Annotated in this window: 19 protein-coding genes; 9 read left to right on the forward strand and 10 right to left on the reverse strand. The window is 59.8% G+C overall.

From position 1 onward, the window contains the following. Nucleotides 1-94: 94 nt before the first annotated feature. From WE862_RS02395 to WE862_RS02435, 9 genes are all read left to right on the forward strand, one after another. Nucleotides 95-457, forward strand: coding sequence for a transcriptional regulator (locus WE862_RS02395; protein WP_042030112.1), 363 nt, complete (start codon nucleotides 95-97; stop codon nucleotides 455-457). Continuing rightward, the gene (locus tag WE862_RS02400; RefSeq protein WP_010635935.1) at nucleotides 458-823 is read left to right on the forward strand and encodes an SFCGS family glycine-rich protein; all 366 of its coding nucleotides are present in this window, start codon (nucleotides 458-460) and stop codon (nucleotides 821-823) included. It abuts the gene before it with no gap. Further along, nucleotides 823-1,119 (forward strand): DUF4312 family protein, encoded by a 297-nt coding sequence (locus tag WE862_RS02405; RefSeq protein WP_042030114.1) that lies wholly within the window; start codon nucleotides 823-825, stop codon nucleotides 1,117-1,119. The genes WE862_RS02400 and WE862_RS02405 overlap by 1 nt, the downstream gene beginning before the upstream one ends. A gap of 39 nt (nucleotides 1,120-1,158) precedes the next feature. After that, nucleotides 1,159-1,935 carry a DUF4311 domain-containing protein gene (locus tag WE862_RS02410; RefSeq protein ID WP_005355143.1) on the forward strand — a complete coding sequence of 259 codons (777 nt, stop codon included), beginning with the start codon at nucleotides 1,159-1,161 and terminating at the stop codon, nucleotides 1,933-1,935. Nucleotides 1,936-1,946: 11 nt separating this feature from the next. After that, a complete protein-coding gene (locus WE862_RS02415; RefSeq protein WP_005355144.1) occupies nucleotides 1,947-2,597 on the forward strand; it encodes a DUF4310 family protein in 651 nt (216 codons plus the stop codon). 42 nt (nucleotides 2,598-2,639) lie between these two features. Further along, nucleotides 2,640-3,779 carry an amidohydrolase/deacetylase family metallohydrolase gene (locus WE862_RS02420; RefSeq protein ID WP_042030115.1) on the forward strand — a complete coding sequence of 380 codons (1,140 nt, stop codon included), beginning with the start codon at nucleotides 2,640-2,642 and terminating at the stop codon, nucleotides 3,777-3,779. Continuing rightward, a complete protein-coding gene (locus WE862_RS02425; RefSeq protein WP_042030117.1) occupies nucleotides 3,763-4,878 on the forward strand; it encodes a DgaE family pyridoxal phosphate-dependent ammonia lyase in 1,116 nt (371 codons plus the stop codon). The genes WE862_RS02420 and WE862_RS02425 overlap by 17 nt, the downstream gene beginning before the upstream one ends. Further along, nucleotides 4,878-5,618: a 2-dehydro-3-deoxy-phosphogluconate aldolase gene (gene dagF / locus WE862_RS02430; RefSeq protein WP_042030118.1), complete on the forward strand. Its 741-nt coding sequence runs from the start codon at nucleotides 4,878-4,880 to the stop codon at nucleotides 5,616-5,618. Before WE862_RS02425 ends, dagF begins: the two co-directional genes overlap by 1 nt. 107 nt (nucleotides 5,619-5,725) lie before the next feature. Continuing rightward, nucleotides 5,726-7,630, forward strand: a complete 1,905-nt coding sequence (locus WE862_RS02435) for a BglG family transcription antiterminator (protein ID WP_042030119.1) — start codon at nucleotides 5,726-5,728, stop codon at nucleotides 7,628-7,630. Nucleotides 7,631-7,639: 9 nt separating this feature from the next. Here WE862_RS02435 and npr read toward each other — a convergent pair whose 3' ends face one another. From npr to WE862_RS02485, 10 genes are all read right to left on the reverse strand, one after another. Next, nucleotides 7,640-7,912 (reverse strand): PTS phosphocarrier protein NPr, encoded by a 273-nt coding sequence (gene npr / locus WE862_RS02440; RefSeq protein ID WP_033115454.1) that lies wholly within the window; start codon nucleotides 7,910-7,912, stop codon nucleotides 7,640-7,642. 20 nt (nucleotides 7,913-7,932) lie between these two features. Beyond that, entirely contained in the window at nucleotides 7,933-8,799 is an 867-nt protein-coding gene (gene rapZ / locus WE862_RS02445) for an RNase adapter RapZ (protein WP_042030120.1), read from the reverse strand. A gap of 45 nt (nucleotides 8,800-8,844) precedes the next feature. After that, nucleotides 8,845-9,291 (reverse strand): PTS IIA-like nitrogen regulatory protein PtsN, encoded by a 447-nt coding sequence (gene ptsN / locus WE862_RS02450; RefSeq protein ID WP_042030121.1) that lies wholly within the window; start codon nucleotides 9,289-9,291, stop codon nucleotides 8,845-8,847. Nucleotides 9,292-9,293: 2 nt separating this feature from the next. After that, on the reverse strand, nucleotides 9,294-9,581 hold the full coding sequence (gene hpf, locus WE862_RS02455) for a ribosome hibernation promoting factor (RefSeq protein WP_005336323.1): 288 nt from the start codon (nucleotides 9,579-9,581) through the stop codon (nucleotides 9,294-9,296). Nucleotides 9,582-9,602: 21 nt separating this feature from the next. Continuing rightward, the gene (locus tag WE862_RS02460) at nucleotides 9,603-11,042 is read right to left on the reverse strand and encodes an RNA polymerase factor sigma-54 (RefSeq protein ID WP_042030122.1); all 1,440 of its coding nucleotides are present in this window, start codon (nucleotides 11,040-11,042) and stop codon (nucleotides 9,603-9,605) included. A gap of 63 nt (nucleotides 11,043-11,105) precedes the next feature. Continuing rightward, nucleotides 11,106-11,831, reverse strand: coding sequence for an LPS export ABC transporter ATP-binding protein (lptB, locus tag WE862_RS02465; protein ID WP_033115458.1), 726 nt, complete (start codon nucleotides 11,829-11,831; stop codon nucleotides 11,106-11,108). A gap of 3 nt (nucleotides 11,832-11,834) precedes the next feature. Further along, nucleotides 11,835-12,362 carry a lipopolysaccharide transport periplasmic protein LptA gene (gene lptA / locus WE862_RS02470; protein WP_041210123.1) on the reverse strand — a complete coding sequence of 176 codons (528 nt, stop codon included), beginning with the start codon at nucleotides 12,360-12,362 and terminating at the stop codon, nucleotides 11,835-11,837. Beyond that, complete coding sequence (gene lptC, locus WE862_RS02475; protein ID WP_042030123.1) at nucleotides 12,349-12,909, reverse strand: LPS export ABC transporter periplasmic protein LptC; 561 nt, start codon at nucleotides 12,907-12,909, stop codon at nucleotides 12,349-12,351. Before lptC ends, lptA begins: the two co-directional genes overlap by 14 nt. Continuing rightward, a complete protein-coding gene (gene kdsC, locus WE862_RS02480; RefSeq protein ID WP_042030125.1) occupies nucleotides 12,906-13,460 on the reverse strand; it encodes a 3-deoxy-manno-octulosonate-8-phosphatase KdsC in 555 nt (184 codons plus the stop codon). The genes lptC and kdsC overlap by 4 nt, the downstream gene beginning before the upstream one ends. Further along, on the reverse strand, nucleotides 13,460-14,455 hold the full coding sequence (locus tag WE862_RS02485) for a KpsF/GutQ family sugar-phosphate isomerase (protein WP_042030126.1): 996 nt from the start codon (nucleotides 14,453-14,455) through the stop codon (nucleotides 13,460-13,462). Before WE862_RS02485 ends, kdsC begins: the two co-directional genes overlap by 1 nt. Nucleotides 14,456-14,634: the final 179 nt, after the last annotated feature.

The raw sequence follows: 14,634 nt of genomic DNA on the forward strand, positions 1-14,634 counted from the left end.
TTTCCGCTTCGAATCGGAAAAAAGCTGCCTCCTCTCACCATCCATGCCGGCTTAGGGTAGAGCCATTCCTTCTGCCAGCCTTGGAGAGCAGACATTGCAAACAGAGACCCACGACCAGACCCTGACCCCGGACAGCCCGGCGCTGCTGCGCCAGACCGACCAGATCCTGGCACGCATTCATATTCTGCTGGGCGATCAGGGTATCCGCCCCAACGAGGTACAGCAGCAGATGCTGGCCTCCCACGTCAAAGCCATGGTGTGGCGCTCCCACAGCGGTGAACCCCTGCCGGAAGTTGACCTCAGCCTGTTTGAGGAGATCTCTCCCCTCTCCCTGCGTCTCGCCGAGCAGGTTGTCAGCTGGCTGGAGCGACTCGCCTACGAAGAGGCACACCTCTTGTCCGTCCATTTTGAAGTAGCCAAAGAAAACGAACTCAGCTCAGTAACAGGAGATAACTAAATGACTGCCATCAAACTCGTGATTGGAGATCGTCTCGGTAAGGGTCAGAAAGTGGGTGCAGGCGCGGAAGCAGCCGGAGCCAGCGTGACCGTCATCCCCGGCATGGCCGCCGACATGAAGCTCGGTGACGTGATGAACAAGGAGCAGGCGGATCTGGGGATCTCCTTCTGCGGCAGCGGCGGCGCCGGTGCCATCACCGCCCAGACCAAGTACGGCTACAAGTGCCGCTACGGAATGCGCTCCATCGAAGAGGGCGTCACCGCCATCAACGAAGGCTGCGTCGTGCTGGGCTTTGGCTTCATGGACAAGGAAGAGCTGGGCCAGAAACTGGTCGAAGCCTTCGCCAAGAAACACGGACACGCCTGATGAAAGAGAACTTCACCACCAGGGTCACCGTCAGCGGCAAGGGAACCACCCGTCAGCAGGCGTTCGCCTCCGCCCTCAGCCAGGTGCAACCCACACTGCTCAAGGACAACCAGCAGGTACTGCTGCGCATTGAGCCGGTAGATGTACAAGTGCTCAAAGCCGAGGAGTCGGTCCGGGTGGAGAAGTTCCTGTTCTTCTTCCTGCCGCGCCAGCGCCGCGAATACCGCGTCCAGCTGGAGATCACGGTTCAGGTCACCAGTCTCGACGTCGCCAGGGTGACGTTCACCCAGGTGTGATCTCCTGACCGGCACCACCCCACAAGAAGGATACGTTGGATGTTTCTAATCATATTTATCAAGTCTCTCATCATTGGCGGCCTGGTTGGCGTCGGGGTGGGGGCCGGCGCGGCGCGGATGTTCCACGCCCCGACCGTACAGGGCATGGGTGCCTTCCGCACCCTGGGCGAACTCAACTCCTGCGAGGGGGATCCCGCTTCCCACTTCTCGTTTGGTCTGGGCTTCTTCTTCAACGCCTGGGCCTCGACCGTGGCGGCAGGCGCTTTCACCCAGGATGTGGATCACCGCATCATTCCGCACTGGGCCACGGCGGCACTGCTGTTCAAAAATCGGGATCTCGCCACCACCCTGCACGACCCGAAAAAGATGGCCATTGCTGGCGGCATCATAGGTGCCATCGTGGTCGCCTTCCTCAACAGCACGGCTGCTGCCGTCCCGGCCGCCCTGCAGGTCACTGCGGTCAAGGTGCTGGTACCGGCTGCCAACCTGCTGGTCAACACCGTCATGCCGGTGATCTTCTGGCTGGCCGCCATCGAGGCGGGCAAGAAATCCGGTTTCTGGGCCACCATCTTCGGCGGTCTGGCCCAGCTCATCATGGGCAACGCAGTACCGGGTCTGGTGCTCGGCATCCTGATCGGCAAGGGCGTGGAAGAGAGCGGCTGGAACCACGTCACCAAGGTGATGATGGCGGCCATCGTCCTGCTGTTCGTGCTGAGCGGCTTCTTCCGTGGCTTCGATATGAAACTGATTGAATCCTTCCATATGGGTGTCCCCCTGTGGCTGGAAAGTGTCCATAACCTGCTGAGCGGCAAATAAGGGGTCACACCATGGATGAGAAACTGAAAAACAACTTCTGGTATGCCGACTGGTCATTCCCCATCTTCGTCGGCCTGCTCTCGGCCGGGGTCTTTGCCGGTACCCACATGTTCTATCTGTACGGGGTTGGAGCCTTCAACGAGGTAGCCTTCGTCGCCATGCTGAAAGCGGGAATGGACACGGGCGCCTACGGCGCGGTAGCCGCGTTCGGTGCCAGCTTCCTGTTCGCCCGCATCATCGAAGGCTCCCTGGTGGGGATCCTGGATATCGGCGGCGCCATCCAGACCGGAGTCGGCCTCGGCGTGCCAGCCCTGCTGCTGGGAGCCGGCATCGTCTATCCGGTGGAAAACTTCGGAGCCTCGCTGGCAACCGGCATGGGGATTGGTCTGGCCATCGGCTACGTCATCATTCTGGCGCGCAAGTTTACCATCAACCAGAGCAACTCCACTTACGGTGCTGACGTGATGATGGGAGCTGGCAACAGCTCTGGCCGCTTCCTCGGCCCCCTCATCATCCTCTCCGCCATGGGTGCCTCCATCCCCATCGGTATCGGTTCCCTGCTGGGTGCCCTGCTGTTCTACGTGTGGGGCAAGCCCATCACCGGCGGTGCCATCCTGGGAGCCATGCTGCTGGGCACCTTCTTCCCGGTCGCCCTTGTGTAAGTACCAGCCGCCCTGCGGGGCGGCTCGCCAGAGGTCATCTGCATGTACGACATCATCATCAAAGCGGGGCGCCAGGGAGATGGCCAGCTCGTCGATATCGCCATCAGGGAGGGCAAAATCGCCGCCATCGGCTCCCTGCCGGAGACGGCAACGGCGCGGCAGACACTGGAGCTCGGCGGCCGGGTGCATGTGAGCGCCGGCTGGATCGACGGCCACACCCACTGCTACCCCGCCTCCCCCATCTATCACGATGAGCCGGACAAGGTCGGGGTCGAATCAGGCGTCACCACCGTCATCGACGCTGGCAGCACCGGGGCCGACGATGTGGATGACTTCCAGCAGATCGCTGCGGGTTGCAAGACCCGGGTGCACGCCCTGCTCAACATCTCCCGCATCGGCCTGCTGCGCCAGAACGAGCTGGCCGACAGCCGGGACCTCGATATGGATCTCGCCTCGGCTGCCATTCGCCGCCACCCCGATTTTATTGTCGGCATCAAGGCGCGGATGAGCGGCAGCGTGGTCGGTGAAAACGGCCTGCAACCGCTGCGCATGGCCAAGGCGCTGCAACAGGCCCACGACCAGCTACCGCTGATGGTGCACGTGGGCAACACGCCGCCGGATCTGGACGAGATAGTTGCCTTGCTGGGGGATGGCGATCTGCTGACCCACTGCTTCAACGGCAAGCCCAACCGCATCCTGACCCCGGCTGGCGAGCTGCGTCAGGCGGTGCGCGGAGCGATGCAGCGGGGCCTCTTGCTCGACATTGGCCACGGCGGCGCCAGCTTCAGCTTCGAGGTGGCGGAGCTGGCTATCCGGCAGGGGATCCTGCCCCGCACCATCAGCTCAGACATCTACTGCAAGAACCGCATCAAGGGGCCGGTCTACAGTCTGGCCCACGTGATGTCGAAGTTTCTCGCCATCGGTATGACGCTGGAGCAGGTGCTCGCCTGCGTCACCCATCAGGCCGCCGATGCCCTGCGCCTTTCCGGCAAGGGTCGGCTCGAGGTGGGCGCCGATGCCGATCTGACCCTGTTCGAGGTCGCCAGCGGCCCGACCCTGTTTATGGATACCGAAGCCCAGTCTCGCCGCGGTGACCAACAACTGCAGCCTCTCGCCGTCCTGATCGGTGGCGAACTGGTTCTGACTCACTATGGGAAATCACACCATGCCTTCTGTTTATGAGAAATATCAGCTCAAACCGGTGATCAACGCCTCCGGGCGCATGACCATTCTCGGCGTCTCCACCCCCGAGCAGGAGGTGGTCGATGCGGTCAACTTCGGCCTCGGCCACTACTTCGAGGTCAAGGATCTGGTCAACAAGACCGGCGCCTACCTGGCTGACCTGCTGGGAGTGGAAGATGCAGTGGTCATTTCGTGTGCCAGCGCCGGCATCGCCCAGTCAGTGGCCGCCGTGATCGTGCGCGGCGACCCCTACCGCCTTGAGCACCTGCATGCCCACCCCCATGACGTGCCAAGCGAAATCGTGCTGCCCAAGGGACACAACGTCAACTTCGGCGCCCCGGTCGGCACCATGGTCAATCTGGGTGGTGGCAAAGTTATAGAGGCCGGTTACGCCAACGAGTGTTCCCCGGCCCAGCTGGCCGCCGCCATCAATGCCAACACAGCAGCCATCCTCTACATCAAATCCCACCACTGCGTGCAGAAGAGCATTCTGTCGGTGGCCGAGGCAGCCGAGGTGGCCAAGACACACGGGCTCCCGCTCATCGTTGATGCGGCCGCCGAGGAGGATCTGCGCCTCTACTACAACCAGGGAGCGGATCTGGTCATCTACAGCGGCGCCAAGGCCATTGAAGGGCCCACCAGCGGGCTGGTAGTTGGCAAGCGTCAGTACGTGGAGTGGGTCAAGCAGCAAGCCAACGGCATCGGCCGCGCCATGAAGGTGGGCAAGGAGGGGATCCTCGGCCTGACCCACGCCATCGAGCGCTATCTAGCCAAAGAGAAAGAGAGCGGCGCCGCCATGGTCGCCAAGATGACCCCCTTCATCGAGCGCCTCAATCAGCTGCCCGGCGTCACCGCCAAGGTGGTGTGGGACAGCGCGGGGCGCGACATCGCCCGCACCGATATCGCCTTCGACCACCAGCAGATCGGCATGACCACAGTGCAGGTCGTCAACCGTCTGCAACAGGGCACGCCTGCCATCTACTGCCGTGGCTACAAGGCCAACGAGGGGCATATCGAGATCGATGTGCGCAGCGTCACCGTGCCCCAGCTAGACCAAATCCACTCCGCCATTGCCAACCTCGTTCAGGAGAATCGCTGATGTCCCTTACCCCCAACTACTACCGTGATCGGGTCTGTCTCAACGTGCTGGCAGGTTCCAAAGAGAATGCCGTCGAGGTGTACGGCGCAGCTGAAGGCCACGTGCTGGTCGGTGTGCTCTCCAAAAACTACCCGGATATCCCCTCCGCAGTTGCCGATATGAAGGAGTACGCCAAGCTTATCGATAACGCCCTCTCCATCGGGCTGGGGGCCGGTGATCCACGCCAGTCCGCCATGGTGGCCGAGCTGGCCTGCCAGCTGCAGCCCCAGCACGTCAACCAGGTGTTCACTGGCGTTGGCGCCAGCAGGGCGCTGCTCGGCCAGTCGGAAACGCTGGTCAACGGCCTGATCTCCCCCACCGGCATGCCGGGCATGGTGAAGATCTCCACCGGCCCGCTCAGCGCCGGGCAGCCGGACGGGATTGTCCCCATCGATACCGCTATCGCCCTGCTCAAGGATATGGGCGGCAGCTCGGTCAAGTTCTTCCCCATGGGCGGGCTGGCCTGCCGCGACGAGTATCAGGCGGTGGCCGAGGCCTGTGCCCGCCACGGCTTCTGGCTGGAGCCGACCGGCGGCATCGATCTGGAGAACTTCGAGGAGATAGTGCGGATTGCTCTGGATGCCGGGGTCGAGAAGGTGATCCCCCACGTCTACAGCTCCATCATCGACAGCGCGAACGGTCAGACCCGTCCTGATGATGTACGGACTCTGCTGGCCATAGTGAAACGACTGTTGGCGTGATGGCAGTCACGGGCACCGGTTTAATCACTGACCGGTGCCTGGCCTGCTGGTGACATGCTTGTTAACATCGATCCTTTTATCGTGCAACAGGAGACGCTCATCCCCACATGATCAAGCTGCCCCACCCGAGACTGCACCAGCTGCTGACCCAGCTTCATGCCGAACCACTGCCGCAGGAGGAGCTGGCTCGCCGCCTCAATGTCTCCACCCGCACGGTGCGCACCGATGTGGCGACCCTCAACGAACTGATTGCCACGCACGGTGCCCACCTGATCCACCAGCGTGGCAGTGGCTACCAGCTGAAGATCTACAATCAGACGCTGTTTGAGGCATTGCTGGCAGCGCAGGAACAGGAGAGTACCTTGCCGCGAACCAGTCGCGAGCGGGTGCTGCATCTGCAGATCCTGCTGCTGACAGCAGAACAGGGGATCAAGCTCGATGAGCTGGCCGATACCTGGTACCTGAGCCGGACGGCGCTGCAGGGCGATATGGCGGAAGTGCGGGAACAGCTGGCTCACTTTGGCCTCACGGTCGAGAGCAAACCAAGGGTGGGCATGCGGGTACAGGGGAGCGAGACGGCAATCCGCGCCTGTCTGACCCAGCTGCTCTGTCAGGAGCTGCTCAACAACCATCCCCTGCAGAGCCTGCTACCCAACCTCTGCCCCAGCAAAACTCTGGAGGTAGTGGGCAATCACATTCACGACCAGTTGAGCCATCATCAGCTGCGTCTGGCCGACGAGAGTTTGCAGCAGCTTGCCATCTACTGCGCCGTCGCCCTGCTGCGCCAGGCCGCTGGCCACGAGCTGCGCCAATTCGCCAGCGAGGATCTCACGGTCCCCCTGCTGGCAGTCGCCCGTGACATCTATGGCGAACTGCCGACCCTCACCCCGCCGGGAGAAGAGGAGATAGCCTGCCTCGCTATCCAGATCCAGGCGCGCCTGATTGCCGAAACGCCTCAGCTTAGCCCGGCCATGGCAGCCGAGAGCGAACAGCTGGTGGAACATCTGCTCACATACATCCACCAGCACTACCCCTATGATCTGCGGGGTGACCTGCAGCTGCGAGCCGACCTGCAGACCCACATCAGCGCCATGCTGCTGCGGGTCAAGTACCAGATCGGCAGCCACAATCCGCTGGCAGACCACATCAAGCAGTACTACCCCCTCGCCTACGACATCACGCTGGCAGCCATCTCGGAGTGGATCAGGCAGACCCCTTACCGGCTGACTCACCACGAGATCGGTTATCTGGTGATCCATATCGGGGTCGGGCTGGAGCGCCACTACGATATCGGCTATACCCGCCGCCCGCAGGCACTGCTGCTGTGCGATGCGGGCAACGCCACCTTCCGCGTACTGGAAGCGCGCATCAAGCGAGAGTATCCCCAGTTGCAGCTGACCACGCTGGAATCGGTACGGGATTACGACGGGCTGGCGCAGATCAAACAGGATTTTGTCATCAGTACCGTCAAGGTGAGCGAAAAGGATGTGCCGGTAGTGCAGGTAGACCCCTTCCCGACCCAGTACCAGCTGGAGCAACTTGGCAAGCTGGTACTGATCGACCGCACCCGTCCCTATATGCTCGACAAATACTTCGATGCAGACCATTTCATGGTGGTCAACGAGCCGATTACCCAGGCGGAACTATTTGATCGCATTTGCAGCCAACTGGAGGCGGAGGATCTGGTAGAGAGCGGCTTCAGGGCCTCCCTGCAGGAGCGGGAGCGAATAGTCTCCACCATGCTGGGCGAGGGTATCGCCCTGCCCCACTCCCTCGGCCTGCTGGCACGCCGAACGCTGGCCTATACCGTGTTGGCCCCGCAGGGGATCGACTGGGGCAATGGCGAAAACGCCACCCTCATCTTCGTGCTGGCCATCAGCAAGGCTGACTATGAGGAGGCGATGGGGCTCTACGATCTTTTTCTGGCGCTGATGAATGAAAAAGCCAGCAGAAGTCTGCTGGCTTGTCGTGATTTTGCCGATTTCAAGGCGCTGGCAAGAGTAGCGCCCTGAGCGTCGCCACTACTCCTCGTTGAAACCCGAGGTGAACAGCTCAACGACGGCGGCAAGGGCCTCAACCTCTTCGGGGCCCTCAACCTGCACTTCCACCTGCTTGCCCTGAGCGGAGTCCAGCATCAGCAGGCCAATCACGCTGTCTGCATCGGCCTCGACCCCATCTTCATTACGCAGCAACACATGGGCATCGAATCCCTGTACCAGCTCGAACAACATCATGGCTGGTCTGGCGTGAATGCCCAGCTTGTTTTTCACTTCAACCGAAGCAGAGACTGTCATTGGGCCGTCCTATTGCGTCATCAGGAGTGGGATGGGTTCTTGTCGAGGGTGCGGTGGCGGAGCTGCACGTTCTTGCCCAGTGCTCTGAAGGCCGCTGCCAGCCGCTCCGCGATAAAGACCGAACGATGCTGACCGCCGGTGCAACCGATGCCGACCGTCACATAGCTGCGATTGTTGCGCTCAAGATGGGGCAACCAGGTCGCCAGCATGTTTTCGATCTGTTGGGTAAACAGCATCACATCAGCTTGCGCCGCGAGGTAGCTGGCGACCGGTTCATCCTTGCCGGTAAAAGGCTTGAGTTCCGGGATCCAGTGCGGGTTGGGCAGGAAGCGGGCATCGAACACGAAGTCGGCATCCTTGGGTATGCCGTACTTGAAGCCGAAAGATTCGAACACCAGCACCAGCTCGTTCTCTTTCTTGCCGAGCACCCGGGTCTTGATGAGCTCGCTCAGGTCGTGAATGCTGAGGTTGGTGGTATCGATGCGCAGGTCGGCAGTAGAGGAGAGCGGCGCCAGCAGGTGGGTCTCCTGACGGATCGCCTCATCCAGCGACAGCTTGTTGCGCGACAGGGGGTGCAGACGACGGCTCTCGCCATAGCGCTTGAGCAGGGTGCCGTTGTCGGCATCGAAGAAGAAGCTGGCAAATTCAACCCGCCCTTCGTTGCGAACCTGAGCCAGCAGATTCTCCAGTTTTTCCGGGTCACCGGGCAGGTTGCGCACGTCGATGCTGACCGCCAGCTTGTCGTACTGGCTCTCGACCGAGACGATCAGCTGGGGCAGCAGGTTGACCGGCAGGTTATCTACACAGTAGTAGCCCAAATCCTCCAGCACCCGCAGGGCTACCGTCTTGCCGGAGCCCGAACGTCCACTCACCACGATTAACTGCATCTTGTTCCCTCACGCCAAAACGGGTGTGTCATCAGGGCCTGCACATCAGGCCGAGGTCATGATCTGATAGAGCTCTTCGTCGCTGGTAGCCTGACGCAACTGGCGGCAGACCGCCTTGTCGCCCAGCTTGGAAGCCATCAGGGAAAGGGTCTTGAGATGCTGTTTGCACTCGCTCTCCGGTACCAGCAAGGCAAACAGCAGGTCAACCGGTTGATTGTCGATGGAGTCGAAAGGGATAGGTTCGGCAAAGGTCATCAGGATCGCAGTTGGCGGGAACTCATCGTCAATTCGACCGTGGGGGATCGCAATACCGGCACCGATCCCGGTACTACCCATTTTCTCGCGGGCCAGCAAGCATTCAAACAGCGCCTGGCGGGAGGTGCCGAGACGTTCGGCAGCCAGCTCGCTGATGATTTCAAGGGCGCGTTTCTTGCTGGTACATGGGACTGCACTCTTGGTGCAGTCCCGACTCAGTATGTGTTCAAGTTGCATAGTTATTTTTTATTTAACTTATCTTTGTGCTTGATGATCTGCCTGTCCAGCTTGTCGAGCAAGGTATCAATCGCGGCATACATATCGGCATGCTCGGAGTTGGCGAACACCTCGCCACCGCTGACATGCAGTTTGGCTTCGGCAATCTGGTTCAGTTTCTCTACGCTAAGCACCACATGCACGTTGTTGATGTGGTCAAAATGACGCTCGAGTTTGGCAAATTTGTTATTCACATAATCACGCAGAGCTTCGGTGATCTCGACATGGTGTCCGGTCAGGTTAATTTGCATAACATCATCCTTTTGTTTTGCCTAAACCAGGCGTTTGCGCTGATTGGAAGGTGGGATAAACAAGGATTCGCGATACTTAGCGATCGTGCGTCTAGCCACCATAATACCCTGTTCGGCCAGCAAATCCGCGATCTTGCTATCACTTAACGGTTTGGCAGGATTCTCTGCCGTCACCAGCTTTTTGATGAGCGCGCGAATTGCGGTCGATGAGCACTCTCCTCCTCCTTCGGTGTTCACATGGCTGGAGAAAAAAAACTTCAATTCGAAGATACCACGGGGGGTATGCATGTATTTCTGGGTGGTCACCCGGGAGATGGTCGACTCATGCATCTCCACCGCTTCGGCGATGTCGTTGAGCACCATCGGCTTCATTGCCTCTTCACCATACTCGAAAAAGCCCTGCTGCTGCTCGACAATACAGCTGGCTACTTTCAGCAGGGTATCGTTGCGGCTCTCAAGGCTCTTGATGAACCACTTGGCCTCCTGCAGGTGGGAGCGGATGAATTGGGTATCCGTGCTGCTGCGGGCGTTGCGGGCCATGGCGGCATAGGTCTCGTTGACCCGGATGCGCGGGGCAGAATCGGGGTTGAGCTCCACCACCCAGCGGTTCTGGCGCTTTACCACCGAAACATCGGGGATCACATACTGGGAGTCGCTCTGGATAATGCCATTGCCGGGGCGCGGCTCCAGCAGTTGGATCAGATCCAGCACCTCCTTGAGGTCGCTCTCCTTGAGGCGGGTTTTACGGGCCAGAGTGCGATAATCGCGGTTGCCGAGCAGATCCATGTGCTCGAGGATCACCTCTTTGGCTTCGTTGAGCCAAGGGGTCTCGGGGGCATACTGCTCCAGCTGGATAAGCAGGCACTCCTGCACCGAACGGGCGGCGATACCGACCGGGTCAAAATGCTGCACCCGCTTGAGGACAGCCTCCACCTCGTCGAGCTCGACCTCCACCTCGTCACTGCTGACGGCAGCCTGGATATCCTCCAGTGCAACGGTCAGATAACCAGACTCGTCGATGGCATCAATGATGGCGAGCGCGATGGCGGCATCGACATCGCTAAACGGAGTGAGCCGCATCTGCCACAGCAGATAGTCCTGCAGGTTTTCGGTGGTCTCGCCCTGATAGACACTGTCTTCACCGTCGTGGATCGGGCCTGCGCTCTGGGCAGTACCGGCGGAGTAAACCTCATCCCAAGTGGTATCTACCGGTAGCTCGTCCGGCATCTGCTCCTGAGCCATGGCATCGCTGGAGTCGAGTTGGCTGGCATCGACAGCCTCTTGCGGGGCAGTCTCCTGCACGTCGCTCTCTTCCTGCTCCAGCAGAGGATTGCTTTCGAGCGCTTGCTGAATTTCCTGCTGGAGTTCCAGAGAGGAGAGCTGGAGCAGACGAATCGCTTGTTGTAATTGCGGCGTCATGGTCAGGGACTGACCGAGACGCAACTGTAATGTCGGCTTCATCTACGTCGGGATATCCTTATGTTCAGCGAGGCACTGTCACAGAGAATGAAGGCTGCCCCCTTACTATAGACTGAATTGATCGCCCAAATAGACGCGCTTGACCTGTTCATCGGCGAGGATATCGGCCGGGGCACCCTCGGCAATCATCTGGCCGTGGCTGACGATATAAGCCTTCTCGCATACGTCCAGAGTCTCTCTGACGTTGTGGTCGGTAATCAAGACGCCAAGACCCCTATCTTTCAGGTGCTGGATGATCTTCTTGATGTCTATCACAGAAATCGGGTCAACCCCCGCGAAGGGTTCATCCAGCAGGATAAAGCGCGGTTCTGCTGCCAGCGCCCGGGCAATCTCGACCCGGCGCCGCTCACCACCGGAGAGGCTTTGCCCCAGGTTGTCGCGGATATGGGTGATGTTGAACTCTTCCAGCAGCTGCTGAACCTTGTCCTCCCGCTCTTCGCGACTCAGCTCCTTGCGCGTCTGCATCACCCCCATCAGGTTTTCATACACAGTGAGGCGGCGGAAAATTGAGGCTTCCTGCGGCAGGTAACCGATGCCGTTGCGGGCACGCACATGCATGGGCTGCAGGCTGATATCCTGATCGTCAATGGTGATGAGACCGGCATCGCGCTGCACCAGCCCGACGATCATGTAAAACGAGGTGGTCTTGCCGGCGCCGTTGGGGCCAAGCAGGCCGACGATCTGACCGGTTCCAACCTCAAGGCTCACGTCGCTAACCACCATGCGACGCTTGTAACTCTTCTGCAGGCCGACTGCTTTCAATACTGCCATGGCTTATTTTCCCTGCTTCTTCTGGTCGGCGGGCTTGTCGAAATTTTCGACCTGATCGGGCAGGAACACCGTCTTGACCCGCTGGTTCGGGGTCTTGCTCTCGGCAATCATCTTCTGTTTGACGATGTCGTAACGGATCAGGTCGCCGTTGACCTGGCTATCTTCCTGCTTGAGCTGGCCGTTACCGGTGATAGTCACCAGACGCTTTTTCAGCTCGTAACGAATGCTGTCGCCATGAGCGTTGACCGGCTTGCCGTTATCCAGGATCTGGAAGAAGGTGGCTGGTTTACCGTAGGCAGTCATCACCTCGGCTCCTTTCTCACCGGAGCGGGTTACCACAACCTTGTCAGCCTTGATCCTGATGGTGCCCTGATTGATGGTCACATCCTGCTCGAAGGTGATGCGGTTGTCCTGCATCTCGGCCACTTGCTTGATGGCGTCGACATAGACCTTCTCGGTGAAGTCGGACTCCTTGGCGTTGACTGTGCCGCAGAGCATCAGAGCGGCGAGGGCCAGATTAGCGTTTTTCATTGAAATAGATGGCATGACCTTGATCCAGTAGCTCAAAATATTTGCGGTCCAGATGGCCCTTGAGGCCAACCCCTTCGGTCTGGAAATCCTGACCCAAAATGTTCACTTGCCGATTGCTGCGTACGTCCTGTGTCACCAGATCCAGCTCCATATAGGGCGTATCCAGCTTGGAGATAAAGGAGTCCGGCAGCAACCCGTCCAGATGCACCTTGTCCCGCAGAATCACGTTGTCATCGGTATTGAGTACGCCGGTCTCGGCCGTCACCTTCCACTCGGCCTGTCCCTGCTCGTCAAACATGTAGACCACCGGTTTTTCGAAGGTCGCCTGCTCGAGGATCTGGAAATACTCAGCATATCGGGATTCCAGCCGCTCGGTACGCTTGCCGTTGACATCGAACCGGGTGGTCACCAGATCTCTGGCGACAAAATCCGGCTGATAGTGCTCGGTTTTTACCTTGGCCTCGGGCACCAGCTCCACCTTGCCAAGCTGCCAGGCCACCAGAGCGACCAGAAACAGCAGGCCAAACAACAGGGTTTGTCTGCTCATGCCGATACCTCGGGCTGATAATCGTCATGGCCCTGTGCCTGCAGGATGAGATCGCACACTTCGCGCACAGCCCCCATACCGCCGCCAAGCCGGGTCACCATATCGGCACGGCTCAGTACCAGCGGATGGGCATCGGCAACGGCAATACCTAGGCCACAGGCCTCCATCACCGGCAGGTCGATGGTGTCATCACCCATATAGGCGGCCTGTTCGGGTGTCAGCCCCAGTTTGGTCAGCAGCGCTTCAAAATGAGGCAACTTCTTATCAGCCCCCTGCACCACATGGGCCACCCCCAGGCTCTTCATCCGATCGCTGACGATACGAGAGTTGCGCCCGGTAATGATGGCGATCTCGATCCCGGCATTGAGCAGTGCCCGCATGCCGGCACCGTCGCGGGTACAGAAGGTTTTCAGCTCTTCGCCGTTGTTCCCCATGTAGATGAAGCCATTGGAGAGCACCCCGTCCACATCGCACACCAGCAGGCGAATTTGCGCCGCCTTGTCGAACTGGCTGCGCGTCACCGGACCATAGAGGGTCGGTACGTTTTGCATCAAATAACTCCGGCTTTCAGCAGGTCATGCATGTTGAAGGCACCCAGCGGGCGCTTGTCGCCATCCACAACCAGTAATCCGTTGATTTTTCTCGTTTCCATCAGCTTGACGGCTTCTGCCGCCATCATCTCCGGCCCTACGGTAACACAGTTGGCCGTCATGACGCGGCTGATGGGGGTGCGATGAATATCGACCTGCTGGTCGAGAATGCGGCGCAGGTCGCCATCAGTGAAGAGTCCCGCCAGCAGCCCGTGCTGGTCGACCACTGCGGTCATACCGAGCCCTTTGCGGCTCACTTCCAGCAGCGCTTCGCTGATGGTGGCATCGATCCCCACCCGGGGCAACAGCTCGCCACTGTGCATCAGGTCGCCCACTCGCAACAGCAACCGCTTGCCGAGCGAACCACCCGGGTGAGAGAGGGCGAAATCGTCGGCGGTAAAGCCGCGCGCTTCCAGCAGGGCAACCGCCAGCGCGTCGCCCATCACCAGTGTCGCCGTGGTGCTGGAGGTGGGCGCCAACCCGAGCGGACAGGCCTCTTTCTCCACCTTGATGCACAGGTGCACGTTGGCCTCTTTGGCCATGGTAGAGGTCGGGTTGCCGGTCATGCAGATAAGCGGGATTCCGCGGCGCTTGAGCACCGGCAGCAGGGCCAGGATCTCGTCGCTCTCGCCGGAGTTGGAGATGGCGATGATGAGATCGCCGCCGGAGATCATCCCCAGATCGCCGTGACTGGCCTCACCCGGGTGCAGGAAAAAGGCTGGCGTACCGGTACTGGCCAGGGTAGCGGCAATCTTGCTGCCGATATGGCCCGACTTGCCCATCCCGGTGACCACTATCTTGCCACCACAACGGAGCACCATCTCGCACGCCTTGTCGAAGGCGTCGTTCAGGTACTGATAGAGTCCATCAATCGCTTGCTTTTCTGTGTCCAGCACCGCACGGGCACTGCGACGGAAATCGAACAGTTCAGACACTTTCTCGGGGGTTGCAGACATAAAGAGACAGCTCCGGGGCGAATTTAGCTGCGGGATTATAAAAAAGTCTGCTCTGATAAGCGAATCGGATGGCAAATCCCGTAACACATGACGCAGTTTGTTACATAAAACTGTCGCGCAAACCGCGCTGAAGGCTGCTCAATAGTTGTTCCTTGCTGTTGCTTAGACCTAGACTAGCC

It is taken from the genome of Aeromonas jandaei (assembly GCF_037890695.1).
GTDB classification, from domain to species: domain Bacteria; phylum Pseudomonadota; class Gammaproteobacteria; order Enterobacterales; family Aeromonadaceae; genus Aeromonas; species Aeromonas jandaei.